The 17,965-nt window shown below is 36.9% G+C and carries 21 protein-coding genes and 1 riboswitch; of the genes, 8 read left to right on the forward strand and 13 right to left on the reverse strand.

Going from position 1 to position 17,965, the window contains the following annotated elements; genetic code table 11:
- Positions 1-305, forward strand: a 305-nt coding sequence (locus tag ABU914_RS14230; protein WP_379670368.1) for a transposase, incomplete at its 5' end; no start/stop codon positions are given.
- Positions 306-387: 82 nt separating this feature from the next.
- Here ABU914_RS14230 and ABU914_RS14235 read toward each other — a convergent pair.
- Positions 388-1,092 carry a ketopantoate reductase family protein gene (locus ABU914_RS14235; RefSeq protein WP_379670369.1) on the reverse strand — a complete coding sequence of 235 codons (705 nt, stop codon included), beginning with the start codon at positions 1,090-1,092 and terminating at the stop codon, positions 388-390.
- 370 nt (positions 1,093-1,462) lie between these two features.
- Here ABU914_RS14235 and ABU914_RS14240 point away from each other — a divergent pair, with 370 nt between their 5' ends.
- A complete protein-coding gene (locus ABU914_RS14240; protein WP_379670370.1) occupies positions 1,463-1,807 on the forward strand; it encodes a helix-turn-helix domain-containing protein in 345 nt (114 codons plus the stop codon).
- A 62-nt stretch (positions 1,808-1,869) separates the two neighbouring features.
- On the opposite strand, the gene ABU914_RS14245 is transcribed toward ABU914_RS14240, so the two are convergent.
- The 6 genes from ABU914_RS14245 to metK all read right to left on the reverse strand — a co-directional run bounded on the left by ABU914_RS14245 (position 1,870) and on the right by metK (position 6,827).
- Positions 1,870-2,310: an Hsp20/alpha crystallin family protein gene (locus tag ABU914_RS14245; protein ID WP_379670371.1), complete on the reverse strand. Its 441-nt coding sequence runs from the start codon at positions 2,308-2,310 to the stop codon at positions 1,870-1,872.
- Positions 2,311-2,404: 94 nt separating this feature from the next.
- A complete protein-coding gene (locus ABU914_RS14250; protein ID WP_379670372.1) occupies positions 2,405-3,043 on the reverse strand; it encodes a TasA family protein in 639 nt (212 codons plus the stop codon).
- 57 nt (positions 3,044-3,100) lie between these two features.
- Positions 3,101-3,853 carry a TasA family protein gene (locus ABU914_RS14255; RefSeq protein WP_379670373.1) on the reverse strand — a complete coding sequence of 251 codons (753 nt, stop codon included), beginning with the start codon at positions 3,851-3,853 and terminating at the stop codon, positions 3,101-3,103.
- Between the two features lie 87 nt (positions 3,854-3,940).
- Positions 3,941-4,513 carry a signal peptidase I SipW gene (gene sipW, locus ABU914_RS14260; protein WP_379670374.1) on the reverse strand — a complete coding sequence of 191 codons (573 nt, stop codon included), beginning with the start codon at positions 4,511-4,513 and terminating at the stop codon, positions 3,941-3,943.
- Positions 4,488-5,306 (reverse strand): amyloid fiber anchoring/assembly protein TapA, encoded by an 819-nt coding sequence (gene tapA, locus ABU914_RS14265; RefSeq protein ID WP_379670375.1) that lies wholly within the window; start codon positions 5,304-5,306, stop codon positions 4,488-4,490. Before tapA ends, sipW begins: the two co-directional genes overlap by 26 nt.
- Positions 5,307-5,612: 306 nt before the next feature.
- Complete coding sequence (gene metK / locus ABU914_RS14270; protein WP_379670376.1) at positions 5,613-6,827, reverse strand: methionine adenosyltransferase; 1,215 nt, start codon at positions 6,825-6,827, stop codon at positions 5,613-5,615.
- A 410-nt stretch (positions 6,828-7,237) separates the two neighbouring features.
- Positions 7,238-7,327: riboswitch (SAM riboswitch) on the reverse strand.
- A gap of 279 nt (positions 7,328-7,606) precedes the next feature.
- Between metK and pckA the strand changes: the two genes are divergently transcribed.
- Positions 7,607-9,193, forward strand: a complete 1,587-nt coding sequence (gene pckA, locus ABU914_RS14275; RefSeq protein ID WP_379670377.1) for a phosphoenolpyruvate carboxykinase (ATP) — start codon at positions 7,607-7,609, stop codon at positions 9,191-9,193.
- 26 nt (positions 9,194-9,219) lie between these two features.
- Here the strand turns inward: pckA and ytkD are convergent, their stop codons facing one another.
- The 3 genes from ytkD to ABU914_RS14290 form a co-directional block, all read right to left on the reverse strand.
- Positions 9,220-9,690 carry an RNA deprotection pyrophosphohydrolase gene (ytkD, locus tag ABU914_RS14280; RefSeq protein WP_379670378.1) on the reverse strand — a complete coding sequence of 157 codons (471 nt, stop codon included), beginning with the start codon at positions 9,688-9,690 and terminating at the stop codon, positions 9,220-9,222.
- Between the two features lie 79 nt (positions 9,691-9,769).
- The gene (locus ABU914_RS14285) at positions 9,770-10,108 is read right to left on the reverse strand and encodes a hypothetical protein (protein ID WP_379670379.1); all 339 of its coding nucleotides are present in this window, start codon (positions 10,106-10,108) and stop codon (positions 9,770-9,772) included.
- A gap of 137 nt (positions 10,109-10,245) precedes the next feature.
- Complete coding sequence (locus tag ABU914_RS14290) at positions 10,246-12,291, reverse strand: peptidoglycan D,D-transpeptidase FtsI family protein (RefSeq protein WP_379670388.1); 2,046 nt, start codon at positions 12,289-12,291, stop codon at positions 10,246-10,248.
- Positions 12,292-12,502: 211 nt separating this feature from the next.
- On the opposite strand from ABU914_RS14290, the gene ABU914_RS14295 reads away from it, so the two are divergent.
- Positions 12,503-12,832, forward strand: a complete 330-nt coding sequence (locus ABU914_RS14295) for a hypothetical protein (protein WP_379670380.1) — start codon at positions 12,503-12,505, stop codon at positions 12,830-12,832.
- Between the two features lie 41 nt (positions 12,833-12,873).
- On the opposite strand, the gene ABU914_RS14300 is transcribed toward ABU914_RS14295, so the two are convergent.
- Positions 12,874-13,032 (reverse strand): hypothetical protein, encoded by a 159-nt coding sequence (locus tag ABU914_RS14300; RefSeq protein ID WP_379670381.1) that lies wholly within the window; start codon positions 13,030-13,032, stop codon positions 12,874-12,876.
- A 212-nt stretch (positions 13,033-13,244) separates the two neighbouring features.
- On the opposite strand from ABU914_RS14300, the gene ABU914_RS14305 reads away from it, so the two are divergent.
- The 4 genes from ABU914_RS14305 to ABU914_RS14320 all read left to right on the forward strand — a co-directional run bounded on the left by ABU914_RS14305 (position 13,245) and on the right by ABU914_RS14320 (position 16,428).
- A complete protein-coding gene (locus ABU914_RS14305; RefSeq protein WP_379670382.1) occupies positions 13,245-13,421 on the forward strand; it encodes an aspartyl-phosphate phosphatase Spo0E family protein in 177 nt (58 codons plus the stop codon).
- A 169-nt stretch (positions 13,422-13,590) separates the two neighbouring features.
- On the forward strand, positions 13,591-14,829 hold the full coding sequence (locus tag ABU914_RS14310; protein ID WP_379670383.1) for an MFS transporter: 1,239 nt from the start codon (positions 13,591-13,593) through the stop codon (positions 14,827-14,829).
- A gap of 36 nt (positions 14,830-14,865) precedes the next feature.
- Complete coding sequence (locus tag ABU914_RS14315; RefSeq protein ID WP_379670384.1) at positions 14,866-16,122, forward strand: sensor domain-containing protein; 1,257 nt, start codon at positions 14,866-14,868, stop codon at positions 16,120-16,122.
- A gap of 111 nt (positions 16,123-16,233) precedes the next feature.
- Positions 16,234-16,428: a hypothetical protein gene (locus ABU914_RS14320; RefSeq protein WP_379670385.1), complete on the forward strand. Its 195-nt coding sequence runs from the start codon at positions 16,234-16,236 to the stop codon at positions 16,426-16,428.
- Here the strand turns inward: ABU914_RS14320 and ABU914_RS14325 are convergent.
- Positions 16,425-17,363: a hypothetical protein gene (locus tag ABU914_RS14325; protein ID WP_379670386.1), complete on the reverse strand. Its 939-nt coding sequence runs from the start codon at positions 17,361-17,363 to the stop codon at positions 16,425-16,427. The genes ABU914_RS14320 and ABU914_RS14325 overlap by 4 nt on opposite strands.
- Positions 17,364-17,382: 19 nt before the next feature.
- Positions 17,383-17,790 (reverse strand): Fur family transcriptional regulator, encoded by a 408-nt coding sequence (locus tag ABU914_RS14330; RefSeq protein WP_379670387.1) that lies wholly within the window; start codon positions 17,788-17,790, stop codon positions 17,383-17,385.
- Positions 17,791-17,965: the final 175 nt, after the last annotated feature.

Consider the following 17,965-nt stretch of genomic DNA (forward strand, 5'->3'; position numbering starts at 1 on the left):
AATTAGCTAGAGCAACGAAAAACGAACTGTTACGTGCCTACGCGGACAATAAAAAGTATGAGAAAGCCTGCCAAAAACTAGATGAAAGATTTGAGGATGCTTTTCAATACACCGTCGTTGGTAAGGGGCACCCCCGATTAAAAAGTACCAATTTAATTGAGCGTTTAAATCAAGAAATTCGCCGACGAGCGAAAATTATTCGTATCTTTCCGAATATCGCATCAGCGAATCGGCTAATTGGAGCTATTCTCATAGATATCCATGAAGAGTGGCTGAGTTCTCCCAGAAAGTATATTCAATTTTGAATGAAAATTGTTGGGGATACCCCAACAATCAATCCTAGTTTAAAAACATTGTAAAACATTTTACACAAGATCATGGACTTGACTAGTTACTTTTGACTGTCAATAAAAAGAAGATTACTATAAATTGCTTGAATAGCTGGTGCTTCAACTTGCAATCGTCTATTTTTTTCACTAAATAACCTAAGAGTGACTCGATTTCCATCTTTTTTCCACGTAACCGATCTTGAAGCATGGATGGCTTATGCTTTCTCGCATATTCAACATTCGAAAACGTAATTTCAAACATTTTTTTCTTTAACGGAATGCCGTTTATATTTGCAATCAATATCACTTCACGGTAGACTTTTTCAGCAATCTTTCTCGGTTCTTCATCGTCGAGAATTTCTCCAACTTTTGCCGTTAATAAAGCTGCCAATGGATTAAAGGTTGCATTCCAAAGAAACTTTTTCCGCTTTTGTTCCATGATCGTATCTTTTGTACTTGTATCAATATGGGCTTCATTAAACAATTCCGCAATTCGATCCCGATAAGGTACAAGTGATTCATGTAACACCCCAATCACAAGTTTTACCCTTCCATCTTGCTTAATCATTTCATGTTCCGAAATCTGTGAAGAAACATACGTTGCTACTGACAAAACACGTTCTACTCCAAAAACATCCGCAAGTATTTCTTCATTGTCTACACCATTTTGTAGTGTCATAATAATGGCATGCTCATTTCCTAAATTTGCAATTTGTTCTGCTATTTCTTTTATATCGGTTGATTTAACGCAAACTAAAATCAATTCAGCATCTGATCATGAATGTAAATCATTTGTAATAACACCATCAACTGTAAAAGAGTCACCATTTGCTATCACTTTCAAACCCGACTTTTTCATCGCCTCCAAATGTTGACCTCACGCTACAAAAGTTACATCATGTTCCGTTTTTTTTAAATATGCACCAAAAACCCTCCAACTGCACCAGCTCCAACTATAGCAATTTTCATTTATGAGTCCCTCCCTTTGCATTTCATACTTTACATGAAGAAAGTATTTTTTCAACTTTCAATCCTCAAACCAAATCATCCGAATTAAAATTTACATAATTTCCGCAAAAATGTATAATAAAATCAAGCATTTTAATTGCTGAGGATATGTAAGGGGGATACTTATGATTGGCGAGAAGGTAAAAAAAATACGAACAGAAAAAGGGCTATCGCTAAGCGAACTTGCTGAACGAGCTGGTGTTGCAAAGTCCTATTTAAGCTCCATAGAACGCAACATCCAATCAAACCCCTCCATTCAATTTCTTGAAAAGATTGCGGCTGTTTTAGATATATCTGTCGAGTCACTGATCGATGGGTCAAATCGCGATAAAAATGATAATGAAGTACTAGATGAAGAGTGGACGAATCTTATACGTGAAGCGATGGAGTCTGGAATAAGCAAGGAACAATTTCGAGAATTTTTGGAATTTAACCGGTGGAAATTAAATCAATCAAAAAGTAACGAATGAAATGAAAATACCACAGTCTGTACTGACCGTGGTTGAGAAAATACTTGTTATCTTCACTACTTTTAATCGATATCAATGATTTTGCGATTGTTGCGCTTTAAGTTATATTTCGGAATCGTTATGATGACGATACCATTTTCATATTTTGCCTTAATATTTTTTGGTGAAGAGACTAGTCCTAATGGAATGAAGCGCTCCTTTCGAGAAAATGATCGTTCTTTTCGATAATATTTTTCTTTCTCGTTTGTTTCTTCCACATGTGAACGATTTTCAACCACTAGTTTTAATCCATTTGATTGCCATTCTAGTTGTATTTGTTCTTTTTTAACACCTGGCACATCTGCCTCGATAATGAGATTGCTCTCTGTCTCATACATATCGACCTTGATTTGGCGTTCTAACATACCGAGCGGATCTTCAAACCACTGATCAAAGATCGAAAATAAATCAGTAAATGGCTTCCCATTAAAAGGTGATGGAAGTTTATTTTCGTCAGAAACCATGATTACTCCTCCTCCATAGACTTAATCATTGCTAGCTTATGCCGGAGAAAGAATGCTCGTTCAAAAATTAGGCGTTTGAAGCAAATTGTTACTGCTATGTTTTTCGAATTTGCTTATACAATAAACGAGACAAGAATGTTTGTTTATGATACAGTCGCATCCCAATTACAAATAACAAGAGACCTGTCAACAAAAAAATAGTGGGGTGAACCATACCTGTTTTCGGTAATTTCCAACTTGACGATGATTCTCCTGCACCAATCGGATGATAATCAGCTGAAAAAATGATTTGAAATTGTGTGACTAAGCCTTGAAATTCATTCCCTGATTCATAAGGAAATTCAACATTAAAGATAAGTTCTTCAATGCCTGAAAGTGAAAGTTGTCTCTTATTAAATCCGTTAAAGTTGCTCAAAGTACCATCATATAATAGATGTTCACCATCTGTTACTTGAAGTAATAATTCTTCATATAATTTTTTAGAACCATTTGTAAACTGTGCTTTCGTTTTATAATAAACGTCAACATTTCCACCATTTTCAATCGAAAACGTTCGTTGTATGACATCTCCAGGTTTCATATTCATTACGTCAAATATAACGTTCTTTGGTTTTGTGACAAGATCAACGTTAACAGTCTCTGTATTCTCATCAGCTCCTGTCGAACTGATCGGATTAAAAACGATTAATGTAAGCATAGCAATGCTATACAAGGTGAAGAACTTCCATTTCATATTAAATCACCTCAGATTAGAGAAAGGCGGGAAATGCCCGCCTTTTCTTTGCTTAATTTAGTTAGAATTCGCTTTCTCATTAATTTTAAGGTAACCATTATTTTTCGTTTGATCTGTGTTTAAACCTTTCCATTGTGTTGCTTCAAGTTTAAATTTAATATCGACAGAGTCACCTTGGAATACGTTTTGTTTATATTCGCCGCTCGCTGGACCACGTTTAACTTTTGTTTTGTCATCTTTCATCGTAATTTTAATTTGGACAATTTCGTAATCATTTGGATCAATTGGGATTCCCGTCCATTCTTCAATTTCGTTATAAGGAGCTAAATTAATATTTTTCATTTTAGTTAAATCATATAATGTTTTACCATCTTCAGGTTTAATAATTGAAAAATTGTCTCTAGGTTGAGCGTTTTGGTTTTCATGCCCTGTTAATAAAATCTCTACATGGAATTGTTTGAGAAATTCTTTCATACTGTTGTCTTTCATTCCATGTTTTTTAACAAATTCATTTTTTCCATTTTTAAAATTAGTAGCATAAGCATTCATAAGCACTTCTTTAATAGCTAATGTTCCGTGATTCTCTAATTTGAAAAAACGTTCCATCGTGTCTCCAGGTTTTAAGTTTTGTAAGTTGAAGGTCTTTTCCCCACCTTCAACACTTACAACTTCAAGATCTAATGTTCCGGCTGCGAACGCGTTGTCTAAACTTTCGACATCGTTAAACGCTGCCCATGTCCCTCCTCCGACAAGTGCTAATCCAAGTGCCGCTGATGCAACCCCAAGACCTAACTTCTTTTTTACTTTCATACTAAAAATCCTCCCTTTAATTTACCCTTTTATGGGTATGTAATTTATTTTTGAACCCTTATGTTTCCACAAGGTGTTTCAACAATATTAAGAATCCTCAGTATTCTTTAATTGCTTTCTAGCATTCATATCCAATACTTTTAATGCACTCCATATTTGAAACCCTGCGTAGATTAAAAGTAAGAGACCTGGAACAATTAAAAGAATAGCCGTTCCCTTTTGAGATTTCGCATATTCAGTAAAGTAACCGATATACGGAATCGTAAATCCTGAATACTCTGCAACGACATTTTCAGATAACACAGGAGTCAAATCTGCCTCTTTGTTGTTATCTCCCTTCGTCACATATTGCACCTGTTCACCATTTCCTAACACTTCAAGGATCCGATGTGTGACGAGTTGTCCATCTTCTTGTACATACGTTATGATGTCATTTTTTTTAAAAGATGTTTTATCTTCAGCTGGGGCTACTGCAATAATTGACCCTGTTTTAATCTCTGGTTCCATTGAACCGGACAGAACTGTTTTAATTTGATATCCGAATAAACTCGCTTCTCCTCCTGAGGCTTTCGTAGAAATGACGAGGAAAACCATAACGAGTAATAGTACAAATAAGAGCCATGTCATGAGATTGCTAATCCATTTCAACGTTGTTTTCATTTAAATGATCAGCTCCTTTCGTTTCTTTTTTTTCGTGTTTTTCACTGCTAGATTGATTAGAAACTTCCCTATTCTCATTTTCTTTATTGTCTAGCTCTTGTGGCTGCAATTGTTTCGTTTGCTTATTTTGTTTGTTGGGCGTTTGGTTTTCTTCCTCTTCATTCTTTTGTTTATTGTTTGTTTCATTTTGTTCTACATCGATTGACTTTGATTCTTGATTTTCTATCATTTTCGGTTGTTTTGGAATACACTTTTGTTCAACTTTAATTGCTTCACTCCAAAGTTCCCCTTTGCCTGGATGCCCTGGGCGCTGTAAAGCCCTAAACATGTAGTTACCTGGTTCAGTAGGTGTGTAGAACATTTCAAATGATTCCCCCGAACTTAATGGGGGGACTTGACCATTCGCGACAATCACCCCACCCTTATCAGGTTTTGGATTCCCTTTTTCAGTCCAATACACCTCATATACAACAGGGCCTTTCATTCCTCGCGAACTCGAACCGTTTTGAATCACCGCGGAAATTGTTCCGTTCTGACAATGAGAAGCTTGACCTTTAAACTCTAGTGAACTTTTATCCCATTCCCTATCATCTTCCTCATCTTCTGGAGGTTCAAATTCATTGTCTGCTTTCAAAGATAAAGTCAGTCTTTCAATATCATTAAAAGCTGCGTTTGTTGAAGATGTAAACTGAACTAGTCCATACGTCCCTAAGTAAAAAAGTACAAATGATTGAATGACAATGAACTTTCCTACCTTTTTCCTTTTAAATTTCGTTAGGCGGCTTTGTCGCATTTCTGCACCTCATTGTTCGTTATTTTATATGTAACGTTCTTTTTAACTAACCAAATCGAATTATATAACGAACAGAAGCAAATAAAAAGTGTCAAATTAAGTTATATCGTTCTAAATAAAGAACAATATAAGCTGTTTCCTTTTTAAATCTCAATTTTTCACAGTTTTACAGTGCTTTCCAAAAAATAATATTCTATATTCCTATTTCCAATTTCATTAAAAAGAACAACTAGTCATAATTTTTTTCATAAACTCCAACATTTCCAGTTGCATCATGTAAAACAATCCCGATGAAGCTAAACAAGCTCATCGGGATTGTTTGTTTACACTTAATTTCTTTTGAAATACGTCAATTTTATCTGTTCTTTCCCAAGGTAAATCAATGTCCGTTCTACCAAAATGACCATAGGCTGCCGTCTGTTTATAAATCGGTTGACGTAAATTTAACATTTCAATAATACCTGCTGGTCTTAAATCAAAATTATCACGAACAATTTCTACAAGCTCTTCTTCCTCAATTTTACCTGTTCCAAACGTGTCAATCGAAATTGAAACTGGGCTTGCGACGCCGATTGCATATGCGAGTTGAACTTCACATCTCTCGGCTAATCCTGAAGCAACAATGTTTTTGGCGACATAACGTGCGGCATAGGCCGCTGAACGGTCAACTTTTGTCGGATCTTTACCAGAAAACGCACCTCCACCGTGTCGTGCATAGCCTCCGTACGTATCGACAATAATTTTTCTGCCGGTCAAGCCAGAATCGCCTTGTGGCCCTCCGATGACGAAGCGGCCAGTCGGATTAATGAATAGTTTTGTTTCACAATCGATAAACCGCTCTGGTACAACGTGATGAATGACGTACTTAGCAATGTCTTTTTTTATTTGTTCCAATGTTACATCTTCATGATGTTGTGTTGACACAACGATCGAATCGACACGAACTGGAATATTTTGTTCATCATACTCAACTGTGACCTGTGTTTTCCCATCGGGTCTTAAATAGTTTAAAATCCCTTGCTTGCGAACTTCGCTTAATCGTCTTGCTAAGCGGTGAGCAAGTGAAATGGGTAATGGCATTAACTCTTCGGTTTCATTGCATGCATAACCGAACATCATCCCTTGGTCACCAGCACCAATCGCTTCAATTTGCTCTGCCGTCATTGTTCCTTCTCTAGCCTCTAATGCAACATCAACACCGTGAGCAATATCTGGCGATTGTTCATCAATTGACGTTAGCACCGCACACGTTTGAGCATCAAATCCATATTTTGCTCGAGTATAACCAATTCCTTCAATCGTTTTACGTACAATTTTTGGAATATCTACATATGTAGATGTTGTAATTTCACCTGTGATTAAAACAAGACCTGTATTCACAACAGCCTCACAAGCAACTCTTGCATCTTGATCATACTTTAAAATCTCATCAAGAATAGCATCTGAAATTTGGTCACAAATTTTATCAGGATGTCCTTCCGTGACTGACTCAGAAGTAAATAATCGACGCTTACTACCCATTTAAAAGGTACCCCCAATTCATATTTTCACCTTTACTCACGACATCGTACTGTCAAAAGTTTTTTAATGAAAAACTGTAAAACCCTTGGTATTAATGAACTTAAGGGCAAAAAGTGTTCTCCTCCCCTTTATGAGAGGAGATACTGAGGCTTTACATTGAGTGACGAGAATGATAGACTATAAAGCCTTACGCAACAAGGATTGCTGCGTCTTTTCGTAAACAGTCATGCTCGTGGAGGCTCAATGTCAAGCCTTCAATTTTCGGAGAGTTTTCATAAATCTTTTGACGTTAGCCACGACATTATTACTTTTGCCTAATGTTACTTGATTTAAATCTACGTCCACCGGTTAAAATAAAAAAGACCTTTCCTATCGATGAGGAAAAGGTCAATCGTTATTATGCCTTTCACCTCTTATCTATCAGGTTAGCACCTTCTCACAAAACCGTGCAGGTTGCCGGGCTTCACAGGGCCTGTCCCTCCGCCATCTCTGGATAAGAGTATCCGATGATTAATACTAGCGTAGAAAATCGTGAAAGTCAAATCTTTATCATACATACTAAAAGATAGAATGAAATCAAATGCACGGATAACGGATAATAAATTGTGCCTTTTCAAGAATTGTTCAAATTTCATTCATAAAAAAGCACGAAACTAACATATTTAGTATAGACTATTTTATGATATATGTTATACTAATTCACAAATCAATATGAATGAATAGCATAAACATGCTATTTAGTTTGAAATAAGACTCTAAAAAAGGATGGTTATGTAAAGATGAACACCACTCACGTTACTTCAACGCTTCTTGATGAGCTTATCAAAAGCGAAAAAACGCATAAAGATTTATCAACTCCTCAACTCGTTGAAAAAGCGTTAGAAAGAAATGAAGGCAAACTAACATCAACAGGAGCGCTTCAAGTAACCACTGGAAAGTATACTGGACGTTCTCCAAAAGATAAATTTATCGTACAAGATCATTCCGTCATGGATAAAGTCGATTGGGGTAGCGTGAACCAGCCAATTAGCCCAGAAACGTTTGAAAACCTATACGAAAAAGTTCTAAAACATTTGCAACAGCAAGACGAACTGTTTCTTTTCAGAGGATTTGCAGGTGCTGACAAAACATACCGTATGCCAATCACAGTCATAAACGAATACGCCTGGCACAATTTATTTTCACGGCAATTATTCATTCGACCAAAACTAGAAGAGTTAAAAAATCATAGTGCTGAATTTACTGTCATTTCTGCTCCTAGCTTCAAAGCTGATCCTGAAGTGGACGGGACGAAATCTGAAACATTCATTATCATTTCTTTCGAAAAGCGCATCGTCCTCATTGGTGGAACCGAATACGCTGGAGAAATTAAAAAATCAATTTTCTCGATTATGAACTTCTTGCTCCCTGAGCAAAACATTATGTCTATGCACTGTTCAGCAAACGTAGGTGTGGAAGGTGACGTTGCTTTATTCTTCGGCCTATCTGGTACAGGGAAAACTACACTATCCGCAGATCCAAATCGTCAGCTAATTGGAGATGACGAGCACGGCTGGTCGAACAATGGCGTCTTTAATATTGAAGGGGGTTGCTACGCAAAAACAGTAAACCTTTCCGAAGAAAAAGAGCCACAAATTTACAACGCAATAAAATTTGGCACCGTGTTAGAAAACGTCATTATTAACGGCGATACGAGGGAAGCAGATTACGACGATACTTCGTTAACAGAAAATACGAGAGCCGCATATTCAATCGATAAAATTCCAAACATCGTAGAGCCAAGCATCGCCGGTCACCCGAATACGATTATTTTCTTAACTGCAGACGCATTCGGTGTGCTTCCTCCAATTAGTAAGTTAACGAAGGAACAAGCAATGTACCATTTCTTATCTGGTTACACGAGCAAACTTGCTGGAACTGAACGGGGCATAACTGAGCCCGAAGCCACATTCTCAACTTGCTTTGGTTCTCCATTTTTACCGCTGCCAGCATACCGCTATGCCGAAATGCTCGGTCAAAAAATTGATCAACACGAAGCAAAAGTATTTCTCGTTAATACAGGATGGAGTGGCGGTGGTTATGGTACAGGTGAACGTATGAAACTTGCCTATACAAGAGCTATGGTGCAGGCAGCGCTTGAAGGTGAGCTTGATTCTGTTGAAACAACAATGGACCCATTCTTTGGGCTACACGTTCCAACACATTGCCCGGGAGTTCCTGATCACGTGTTACAACCGAAAAAAACATGGGCGGATCCGAATGCGTATGATAAAAAAGCGAAAGAACTTGCCCAACAATTTAAAGAGAACTTTAAGAAATTCGACAACATTTCTGATGACATTAAAAATGCCGGACCATTAGTTTAAACTAAAACAACTCAAAAACTCATCCTTCAAAGGATGAGTTTTTTTATCCGTTGTAAACTGTAACTAAGCACGCCATCTTTCATAATAAAACTAAAACGGTGGTCCGATTTAATTTGTTTAGGTAATTTTTTCAAAAGGACGGGACCCCTCGTTTCAAAATAGTCATCCTTTCGTTGTAACGATTCAATATGAGCAAAATAAATGTTCTTAATGATCGTTTCCGCCTTACCCTCAACTTTATATTGCCCGAGATAAACGATCGATTGAACGATGCCTCCCGTCTCCTCATTCACCTCACGAATGGCCGCTTCAATCGGTGTCTCTCCATCTTCCACTTTTCCACCAGGAAATTCAAGCCCTCTGCTGCGATGTTCTGTAAGAAGCCATTGCTCAGAATATCTGCAAATGATCCAGACATGTCGCGGATCATTCGAAAAAGGATGTTTTTCAAAACAAAGCTGTACTTTATTCCTATAATAATCAGAAAATGTAATCATGATAGTAATACCTCTCGAAAAGCAATAGTTATTCTATTGTACGTGAGGTGCTAAACAAAAATCCAGAAATCCGAACATGTTATTCAATTTCTTGTGCATGTTCACTTTGATTTATAATCGTCAAAATTCCTGCAATAATAAGTAAAAAAGCAGGAATGACATAATAAAGAGACATTGAAACGATACCTCCAACAGCTGAAATCAGCATGAGAAAACAAGCGGTTAGTTCCTTTTGTCTTTTTAAAAGGAAACATCCAAATAGTGCAATGATAGAAAAAAGGATGCCAGAGATGCCCATTGCATGACTGTAGAGCTTCATATCAATTAAATTTCCTATTGGACTCATCGTGACTATGACTATAATAAGCCCAAGGAAACCACCCGTAACACCTAAATAAAATGCCCTTTTTAAGCGCAATGCTTTTTCCCTCATTTCAGAATACAAAAGTAAACGATCACCGTATACTTATTCATTATTATGGAAAATATCAAGTTTTCTTTAAAAGTCGAAAAAATGATCCACGTCATGATCAGAAGTGTAAAACTTTGGAAAACCTAATCATCTTCAGATACTGACTTATCTTTTTGATTATGCTGATTCAACGTGTATGGTTTGTCTTTCAATTCATAGTATGCTTTTACGATATCTTGACCAATTCGATGAGTAATGCCAGCCCCCGCATTTTTTCTAACGTTTGGGACTACGACTGAAAATGCGATTTCGGGATCATCGTACGGTGCATAACCGACGAAAAGCAAATTCTCAAGTCCACTTCCTTTTCTTCCGACTTCAGCTGTACCTGTTTTCCCAGCTACGTTAAGCCCTCTATAATAACTCCTCGCGGTTCCAGATGAACCGTTGACAACTCTATAAAATCCTTGCTGGACACGCTTAATGTGCTCAGAGCTCGCATTCAAGCGATTTAATACTTCTGGTTCAATTCGTTTTATAAGTTTCCCTTGTTCATCACCATTTGGATTCGCTTCGCGAATTTCCTTCACAAGGTGTAGCTTCATCCGGTCACCATTATTTGCAATCGTCGATACATATTGAGCAAGCTGCAGTGGTGTAAACGTATCATATTGTCCGATGCCATAGTCCATCACAAGACCGATTTCGCTAAATGCTGAGCCTGAATACCCCGTTGCCTCATATGGGAGATCAATTCCCGTTTTTACCCCTAAACCAAATTGATGGAACCCTTCTCGATATGTCTGAATGGCTTCATAATAAGCGGCTTCCCCTGACTTATCGCCAGTCCAGCATCGACAATCAAATCCATAACCAGCTAGCCTCATTCCAACGTAAAACATATATACGTTTGAAGATTTTTCCAATGCCGTTATATCGTTTACAGTACCCATATTTCGATATGAACCTTTTTCAGTTCCATCAGGAAATCGTAATCGCCGATCATAAATCGTTTCCCCGGGCTGCATTACTCCATTCATAAATCCGGTAAGCACAGTCGCACCTTTTACAGAAGAACCTGGTTGGAATGCTTGTAAATATGTACTTGATACGTCATCAACCATTTTTCCGCCACTTTGTTTTTTCCCAGTAAGCGACAACACTTCGCCCGTTTTCGGATTGACGACGACGGCGTATGCTCGAGATGCAGATCCCGTATTCCGAACATGTTTTTCAACGATTTTTTCAACTTCACGTTGAAAGTCCATGTCTACCGTAAGTATGAGTTCTTGACCACTTTTACCATCGACAACTAGCGGCTCATCAATCACGTCTCCTGATTTTTTCGTCACATATTTTCTCTTTTCTTTAATTCCGCTTAATACATCTTCATACTGTTCTTCAAGGCCACTCGTTCCAACTTCATCATTCAGATCATAGCCACGAACAGTGTAAAAGTCTTTGTTTTCTTTCGGAATTTTCCCCGTGCTTCCAAGGATTCCACTGAGCGTATCACCGTAGGGATATACACGCTCTCCATCAGCTTGTACATCGATACCATCAAGCTCTGATAAATGTTCATTAATTTTTGCAAACTCTTGTTTCGTCACGCCTTCTTTAATGACCTGTTCTGACAGAGAGTATCCTGTATTCATCTCACGCCAAATCGCAGCGACTTCCAATTCTTCTTTCGTTATCGTTGCTAAATCTTCATCCGTGATTTTATCAAGCAATAATTCATACAGACCGTCTTCACCAACTTTTTCACGCTCTACATCTGTAATCTTTTCTTTAATTAAATTGTCTTGCCCTTTTAATACAATGTAAAAATCTTTCAGATCACGTTCTGTCACAGAATCTGTTTCTTTATCAATAAACGTCGCTAATAATTTTGCCGACTCAAGAAGCCGTTCTCCTGATACACCTGGCTGTCTCGTATACACAAGATTGAATATCGGTTCATTATCGACGATTATATTTCCTTTTTTATCCTTTATAACCCCTCTTGGAGTATTCGTTTTTGAAATGACATTTTCTGTTGCATCAGCATAGCGAAGAAACTTTTCCCCTTCAACAATTTGAATAATTCCAAGTCGTAAAATAAGTCCAGCGAACAAAAGGAAAACAAACAAAAATAGTATATTTACTCTCATTGGAAGTTGATTTTTCTTTTTTTTCTTCTTACGCATATGGTTCAAATCGATCACCTCTTTTTAACCATTCCTACCTCATTTTATCTTATCATAAGATTTTTACCTTGTACCTAAAAAAACATTAGATCTTAAACGACTGCGACCATTAAATTTAAGTCAATATATTTCCGCGTTTGTCCCTATCAATATTTAGGTAAATACATATGATTTAGTGTAGGCTATTATCGAACTACGAGGAGGAATCGTTATGCAACAACCTGAACATTTTCCAGAACCTCATACGAATGAATGGAACGATTACACAGGGGATGACCAACGAAGCTTTTTAGGCGGATTTGCTGGTGGTTTAGCAGGAGGTCTATTAGGTGATTATCTATTTGACGGTTACGGCGGTTATCCTGGTGGTTATGGAGGATACGGTTGGTACGGTGGATATCCTGGTGGATTTAGCGGGTATCCAGGCTTCGGCTATGGCAGAAGACCATATTATGGCTACGGTAGATCCCCATATTGGTATGGAGGATACTACGGTGGCTATGGGAGAAGGCCATACGGACGCCCACGTCCCCATTGGTAAGCATATAACAAAAATGACAACGGTCTGCTTTTGGACCGTTGTCATTCTACTTTCTCGAGTGCAATATCCTCTCCAATATCACGATACTTTTCCTTTAACAGCATCATACACCACTCATGACCGGCATACCATTTTCCTTTTTGAAAAATGAACAAATCTCCTTTTACTTCTTTATAACATTTATCACAATAAATTTTCACCATCTTCACCCCATACATTCCGTTTTTTTTCTATTTTATCCTTTTTTAACAAAAGACAAACCTCACCTCCAAATAAAATAAATTTGTGACAAAACGGTTAACGCGATAACTGTCTTTCTTTGTCGTATGTATTTACAAAAAATTTAGCATCCTTTACATTATTACTAAAAGAGAAATAATATGAATGATTTGTAAAGGGGATTTTTTGCAAAATGCCAGTTGCACGAAAAAAGCAAGTGAATCACATGCTGTTTTCCATTGAAAATAAAAGAAAAGAAATGATATTATCTGGAAAGAAAACAGGGTTAACAAGTAAGGAAACATTAAAATACAGCATGGAATTGGACAAGCTCATTTATTCCTATCAAATTCAACTAATTAATAAGTGAGTCCGTGAAATCAAACTTACCTCATTGGTAAGTTTCTTTCTTTATATAATCAAACACAAATGCCTAACAATCCATCTAGTATTTTTGACTCATGTCATTGTATGTACTATAATAAAAAGGAAAAATTTGAATTTTTTTAATGTTGGCATTTGCAAAAGGAGATTTTTACGTGGAATTAAAGTCAGCTAGTAGATTTTGGATCTATGTCATTACCGGAATGTTGTCTACAATGGTTGCAATCGCTTTTGCAAGAATGTCTTATGGTGTCATTCTTCCGTATATGAGTGACAGTCTGTCTTTATCTTATAAGCAATCTGGTTTTCTTGGAACCATTACATCATTAGGTTATTTAACTCTCGTATTAGTCGCTGGAATTGTAGCATCAAAATGGGGCGGTAAGAAAACGATTCTGTCTGGTATTTCTTGTACGACAATTAGTTTTTTAGGTCTCGCCATGTCTCAAAGTTATACAATGAGTATGTTCTTCATGCTTTTTCTCGGGATTGGAACCGCTTTTACGTTTACAACTTTAATCTCGACTGTAACCGCTTGGTTTCCGAGTAAAAGAGGATTCGTTATCGGTCTCATGACTAGCGGAGTCGGGATTGGTAGTTTAACGACTGGATTTTTAGTTCCATACTTAAATGACATCTTTCCTGAACATGGTTGGCGTTATGCTTGGGCAACTTTTTCAGTCATTGGTTGTATTACACTTATTATGATTTTTCTTTTTATTCAAAATCCACCGAATACTTCTAAACGTTCAAGTGATACTAAGTTTGCTGCACCATCGATTACTCCATTGAGAATCTATACAAATATTAATCTTGTTCTCGTCGGGCTCATTTACGGCATTGTCGGACTTACATATTTAGCACAATCGATTTTTATTATGAGTTATATGATTGAATACGGAATTGATCCCATTAAAGCAGGTCAACTTATCGCTCTAAATGGGATAATTTCAATTTTTAGTAGCCCGTTTTGGGGCTATATTTCTGATCGAGTCGGAAGAAGTAATGCGATTATTATTACAAGCATATTAACTTGCTTAGCGATGTCTGTTACAGTACTAAGTCAATCACTCCTCGGGTTTACGCTACATATGATTTTATTAAGCAGTACTGTATCAGGCTTATTTACACTCGTACAAGCATCTAGTATGGATCATGTCGATGAACCGCATGAAATGCCTATTGCCTTTAGTTATGTCACATTTTATTTTGCGACAGGACAACTCATAGGGCCAATCGTTTCAGGATGGCTTATCGAAGATTTTGGTGGCTTCAAAACTGCATTCCTTATGCTTACAATAACACTTGCCATCGGGGTTCTGTTTGCAATCTTACTTCGAATAAGTAGTAGAAAAAAAGAGAAACAAACAGTCAACGTGGAAGAAACGATCTAACAACACATATTCACCAAATGTTTGGAAGGTGATTACATGCGACATTTTACGACTCAATCACTAGCAATGTATATATGCAAAAATTTATATGACGAAACAAATTTGCATACATTTATGTTTAAAAATGACTTAATTATCTTTGCTTCTTCAGAAAATTCAATTTTAGGTCAATCTTTTTGCTTTGAAAATGTAACTCCTTCAATTGAAGATGATATTATGCTATTTCCAGCTTTCCATACGATTAAAAGCGGAGGTATTATTTCAATTACATATAATGACGAACCTGTATTTTCCGTTGGGATGGAAGGTGAATTATCTAAAATTCGTACAACGTTGCGTATGCTCTTTCACTTCGTTAACATGTGGCTTGGATTTCGAGAACGTTTACTCAGTATTGAAAAAACTCACAAATTAATATTAGAAAATATTAAAGATGGATACTATGAAGTTGATTTAAAAGGGAACCTCACTTTTTTTAATAGTGCCTTCAAGGAGATGATCGGATATTCTGAATTTGAACTGCTTGGCATGAATTATAAAGCGTATACATCTAAAGAAACATCAAAACTTATTTTCACCATGTACAACAATGTGTACAAAACGAGAAAAGCTTCCGAAATGTTGGAATTTCAATACATTAAAAAAGATGGTGAAACATTTAATGCAGAAGTTTCCATTAACCTTATTAATGACGAGGCAAATAAACCAATCGGTTTTTGCGGAATCGTCCGTGACATTACGGAACGAAAAAAATCAGAAGAGCTTATCAATTTTTATGCTTATCACGATCCGTTAACAGAGTTGCCAAATCGGCGCTATTTTGAAAGTCAATTAAAAAAAGCGATCAACGAAGCAGACGAAAGAAAAAAAATGCTAGCTGTGTTATTTATTGATCTTGATGGATTTAAACAAGTCAATGATACTCTCGGACATTCAGCAGGAGACAAGTTATTGCAGCAAATTGCGAACCGACTTACCTCCCATCGTCCAGATAAAACCGTCATCTCAAGATTAGGCGGTGATGAATTTACGATCCTCATTCACGACTTAGACTATTTTCATGAAGTTTATGTTAAGACGAAGTCAATACTTGAACTTTTTCAAAAAAACTTTACAATTTCGGGCGTGAATTTTACAATTACTGCAAGTATCGGTGTCTCACTCTATCCAACCGAAGGGAAAACACCTGAAGAACTTATGATTAACGCTGACCTTGCCATGTATAAAGCAAAACAAACAGGTAAAAATACCTTTCGCTTTTACGGTCATCTTCATAACTCGTTTCTAAAATAAAAGATTTTGTTCTTTTAAAAGAATGAAGTCTTTTATTTATTGCTTAACTTTATCTTTTTTGCTATGATTAATTTAAAACGTTCTCTATAGTGAACATAAGGGAGGAATTTTATGCGGCTTTTTTACAATGAAGCGAAACAGCTTGTTGATCGAACAATGCAGAATGAACATACCATTATCGAAATCAAAAAAGAAGGCACGCTAGACTACGACCTTCAAGTGATCCGAATCCAACGGGCCCTTCGAAAAGTGTATGAAGCAGGTTTTAAGGATGGACTCAACAGTAAACAAAACCAAGCTTTCTAACGAGCTTGGTTTTGAAGTTCTGCAATGACTTTTTCGATTAAGCGAGCTTGTGTATTTTCAAATGCTGTTTTCGCCAAATCAATTAATTGCTTATCTACGTCTACTTGCAACTGGCTTAGCAACACTTCAATATATTGGGTATCTGTTTGAATCGCTTGTAGCAACAATGTTTCTTGTTTACCGAAACTTAATCCTTCCATTACCGCTGTCGTGAATGACCGTTTCGTAAATGTATCGTCAAAATAAATAGCTGTTGTATGATCAGCTAAAAACAAATCCACATAATGAAGTGCGATAATTCGATTCAGTCGTTCATATTCTTGCTTCGACAATTGAGAAAGCGAATCATCTAATTTTTCAACTGCAGACGTTGAAAGGCGATCCATCTTTTGTGCAATGTCCATTAGATTAACAAAGACACGAATGTACAACAAACCGTTTGATATAAATAACGGGTTTAGACGCTTCATAAGCGGATCATTCGTTTTTAATTGCGTCCTTCGTATAAAACGCTCCGTATATTGTTCAAGCGTTCGAATCCATGTCATACGCTCCGAATTTTCAGCATGCTGTCGATTTTTTACCTCATCAACCGCGCGCTGGAACGCTTCCTCTTCATGATCTGAAATTTCAATTTCATGTTCTTTACTCGTATGCTGTTGGCGAAATTGTGCAAGCAATGAGTCCGGATCTTGTAAAACAGATTGACTTCCTTGCGTAGTTTTATGCGTTATAGACGTTTTTTCATGCTCCTCTTTTATTTCAGTTGTTTCTTCATTAAGTTGAGCGGACTTTAAACGAAAATAAATAATCGTTCCTATCGTTACAATTAATGCTACAAAAATGAATACTGCAAGAATACCCCAAGAAATATATAGACCATACGCTACAAAAGTAAGAAAGACGAAAACAATACTAAAACAACCAACTCTCATCTACATGCCACCCAATCCATCAGCTGCATTCTACACAATATCCGTACAATTCAAACTTATGATCGGTAATCGTAAACTCTTTCGGCTTCTCTACTAACGCGTCAAGCGGGCAAAGTTCAATCATACGAGATTTTCCACATGACAAACAGATTAGATGATGATGATGTTCATCATCTGAACAATGTAAGCGATAAATGCGCTCTCCATTAAGTTCCGTTGTCTCTAACATTTCAAGTTCCTCAAACAACGTTAAATTCCGATAGACTGTATCAAAACTGAGCTCAGGAAATACCGTTTGCATAAATGACAATACTTCCTTAGCGGACAAATACCGCTTTTCCTTCACAAAAATGCGTAAAATCTCCTCACGCTTATCTGTCTGTTTATAGCCTTTTTCTTTTAATCGTTCCATGTATTGTTTTACCATCTATTTCATCCCCAATACGTAACAAAATGAACAATTGCTCATCCCCTACATTATACCACAGGTCTGAGGAGTAAAAATTCTTCGAGATAATCTTCCCCCAACATGTGATAAATATGGGATAATTTAACTGTATTTATCAAAGATTGGGGGATTTTAAAATGCTTACTCGAAAAGA

It is taken from the genome of Pueribacillus sp. YX66 (genome assembly GCF_041725775.1).
Taxonomy (GTDB): Bacteria; Bacillota; Bacilli; order Bacillales; family UBA6769; genus Pueribacillus.

What these genes read in the sequence shown, in the direction of transcription:
- ABU914_RS14240 (WP_379670370.1), top strand. Translation starts at nt 1,463, where the DNA reads ATGATTGGCGAGAAGGTAAAAAAAATACGAACAGAAAAAGGGCTATCG.
- ABU914_RS14245 (WP_379670371.1), bottom strand. Translation starts at nt 2,310, where the DNA reads ATGGTTTCTGACGAAAATAAACTTCCATCACCTTTTAATGGGAAGCCA.
- ABU914_RS14250 (WP_379670372.1), bottom strand. Translation starts at nt 3,043, where the DNA reads ATGAAATGGAAGTTCTTCACCTTGTATAGCATTGCTATGCTTACATTA.
- ABU914_RS14255 (WP_379670373.1), bottom strand. Translation starts at nt 3,853, where the DNA reads ATGAAAGTAAAAAAGAAGTTAGGTCTTGGGGTTGCATCAGCGGCACTT.
- sipW (WP_379670374.1), bottom strand. Translation starts at nt 4,513, where the DNA reads ATGAAAACAACGTTGAAATGGATTAGCAATCTCATGACATGGCTCTTA.
- tapA (WP_379670375.1), bottom strand. Translation starts at nt 5,306, where the DNA reads ATGCGACAAAGCCGCCTAACGAAATTTAAAAGGAAAAAGGTAGGAAAG.
- metK (WP_379670376.1), bottom strand. Translation starts at nt 6,827, where the DNA reads ATGGGTAGTAAGCGTCGATTATTTACTTCTGAGTCAGTCACGGAAGGA.
- pckA (WP_379670377.1), top strand. Translation starts at nt 7,607, where the DNA reads ATGAACACCACTCACGTTACTTCAACGCTTCTTGATGAGCTTATCAAA.
- ytkD (WP_379670378.1), bottom strand. Translation starts at nt 9,690, where the DNA reads ATGATTACATTTTCTGATTATTATAGGAATAAAGTACAGCTTTGTTTT.
- ABU914_RS14290 (WP_379670388.1), bottom strand. Translation starts at nt 12,291, where the DNA reads ATGCGTAAGAAGAAAAAAAAGAAAAATCAACTTCCAATGAGAGTAAAT.
- ABU914_RS14295 (WP_379670380.1), top strand. Translation starts at nt 12,503, where the DNA reads ATGCAACAACCTGAACATTTTCCAGAACCTCATACGAATGAATGGAAC.
- ABU914_RS14305 (WP_379670382.1), top strand. Translation starts at nt 13,245, where the DNA reads ATGCCAGTTGCACGAAAAAAGCAAGTGAATCACATGCTGTTTTCCATT.
- ABU914_RS14315 (WP_379670384.1), top strand. Translation starts at nt 14,866, where the DNA reads ATGCGACATTTTACGACTCAATCACTAGCAATGTATATATGCAAAAAT.
- ABU914_RS14320 (WP_379670385.1), top strand. Translation starts at nt 16,234, where the DNA reads ATGCGGCTTTTTTACAATGAAGCGAAACAGCTTGTTGATCGAACAATG.
- ABU914_RS14325 (WP_379670386.1), bottom strand. Translation starts at nt 17,363, where the DNA reads ATGAGAGTTGGTTGTTTTAGTATTGTTTTCGTCTTTCTTACTTTTGTA.
- ABU914_RS14330 (WP_379670387.1), bottom strand. Translation starts at nt 17,790, where the DNA reads ATGGTAAAACAATACATGGAACGATTAAAAGAAAAAGGCTATAAACAG.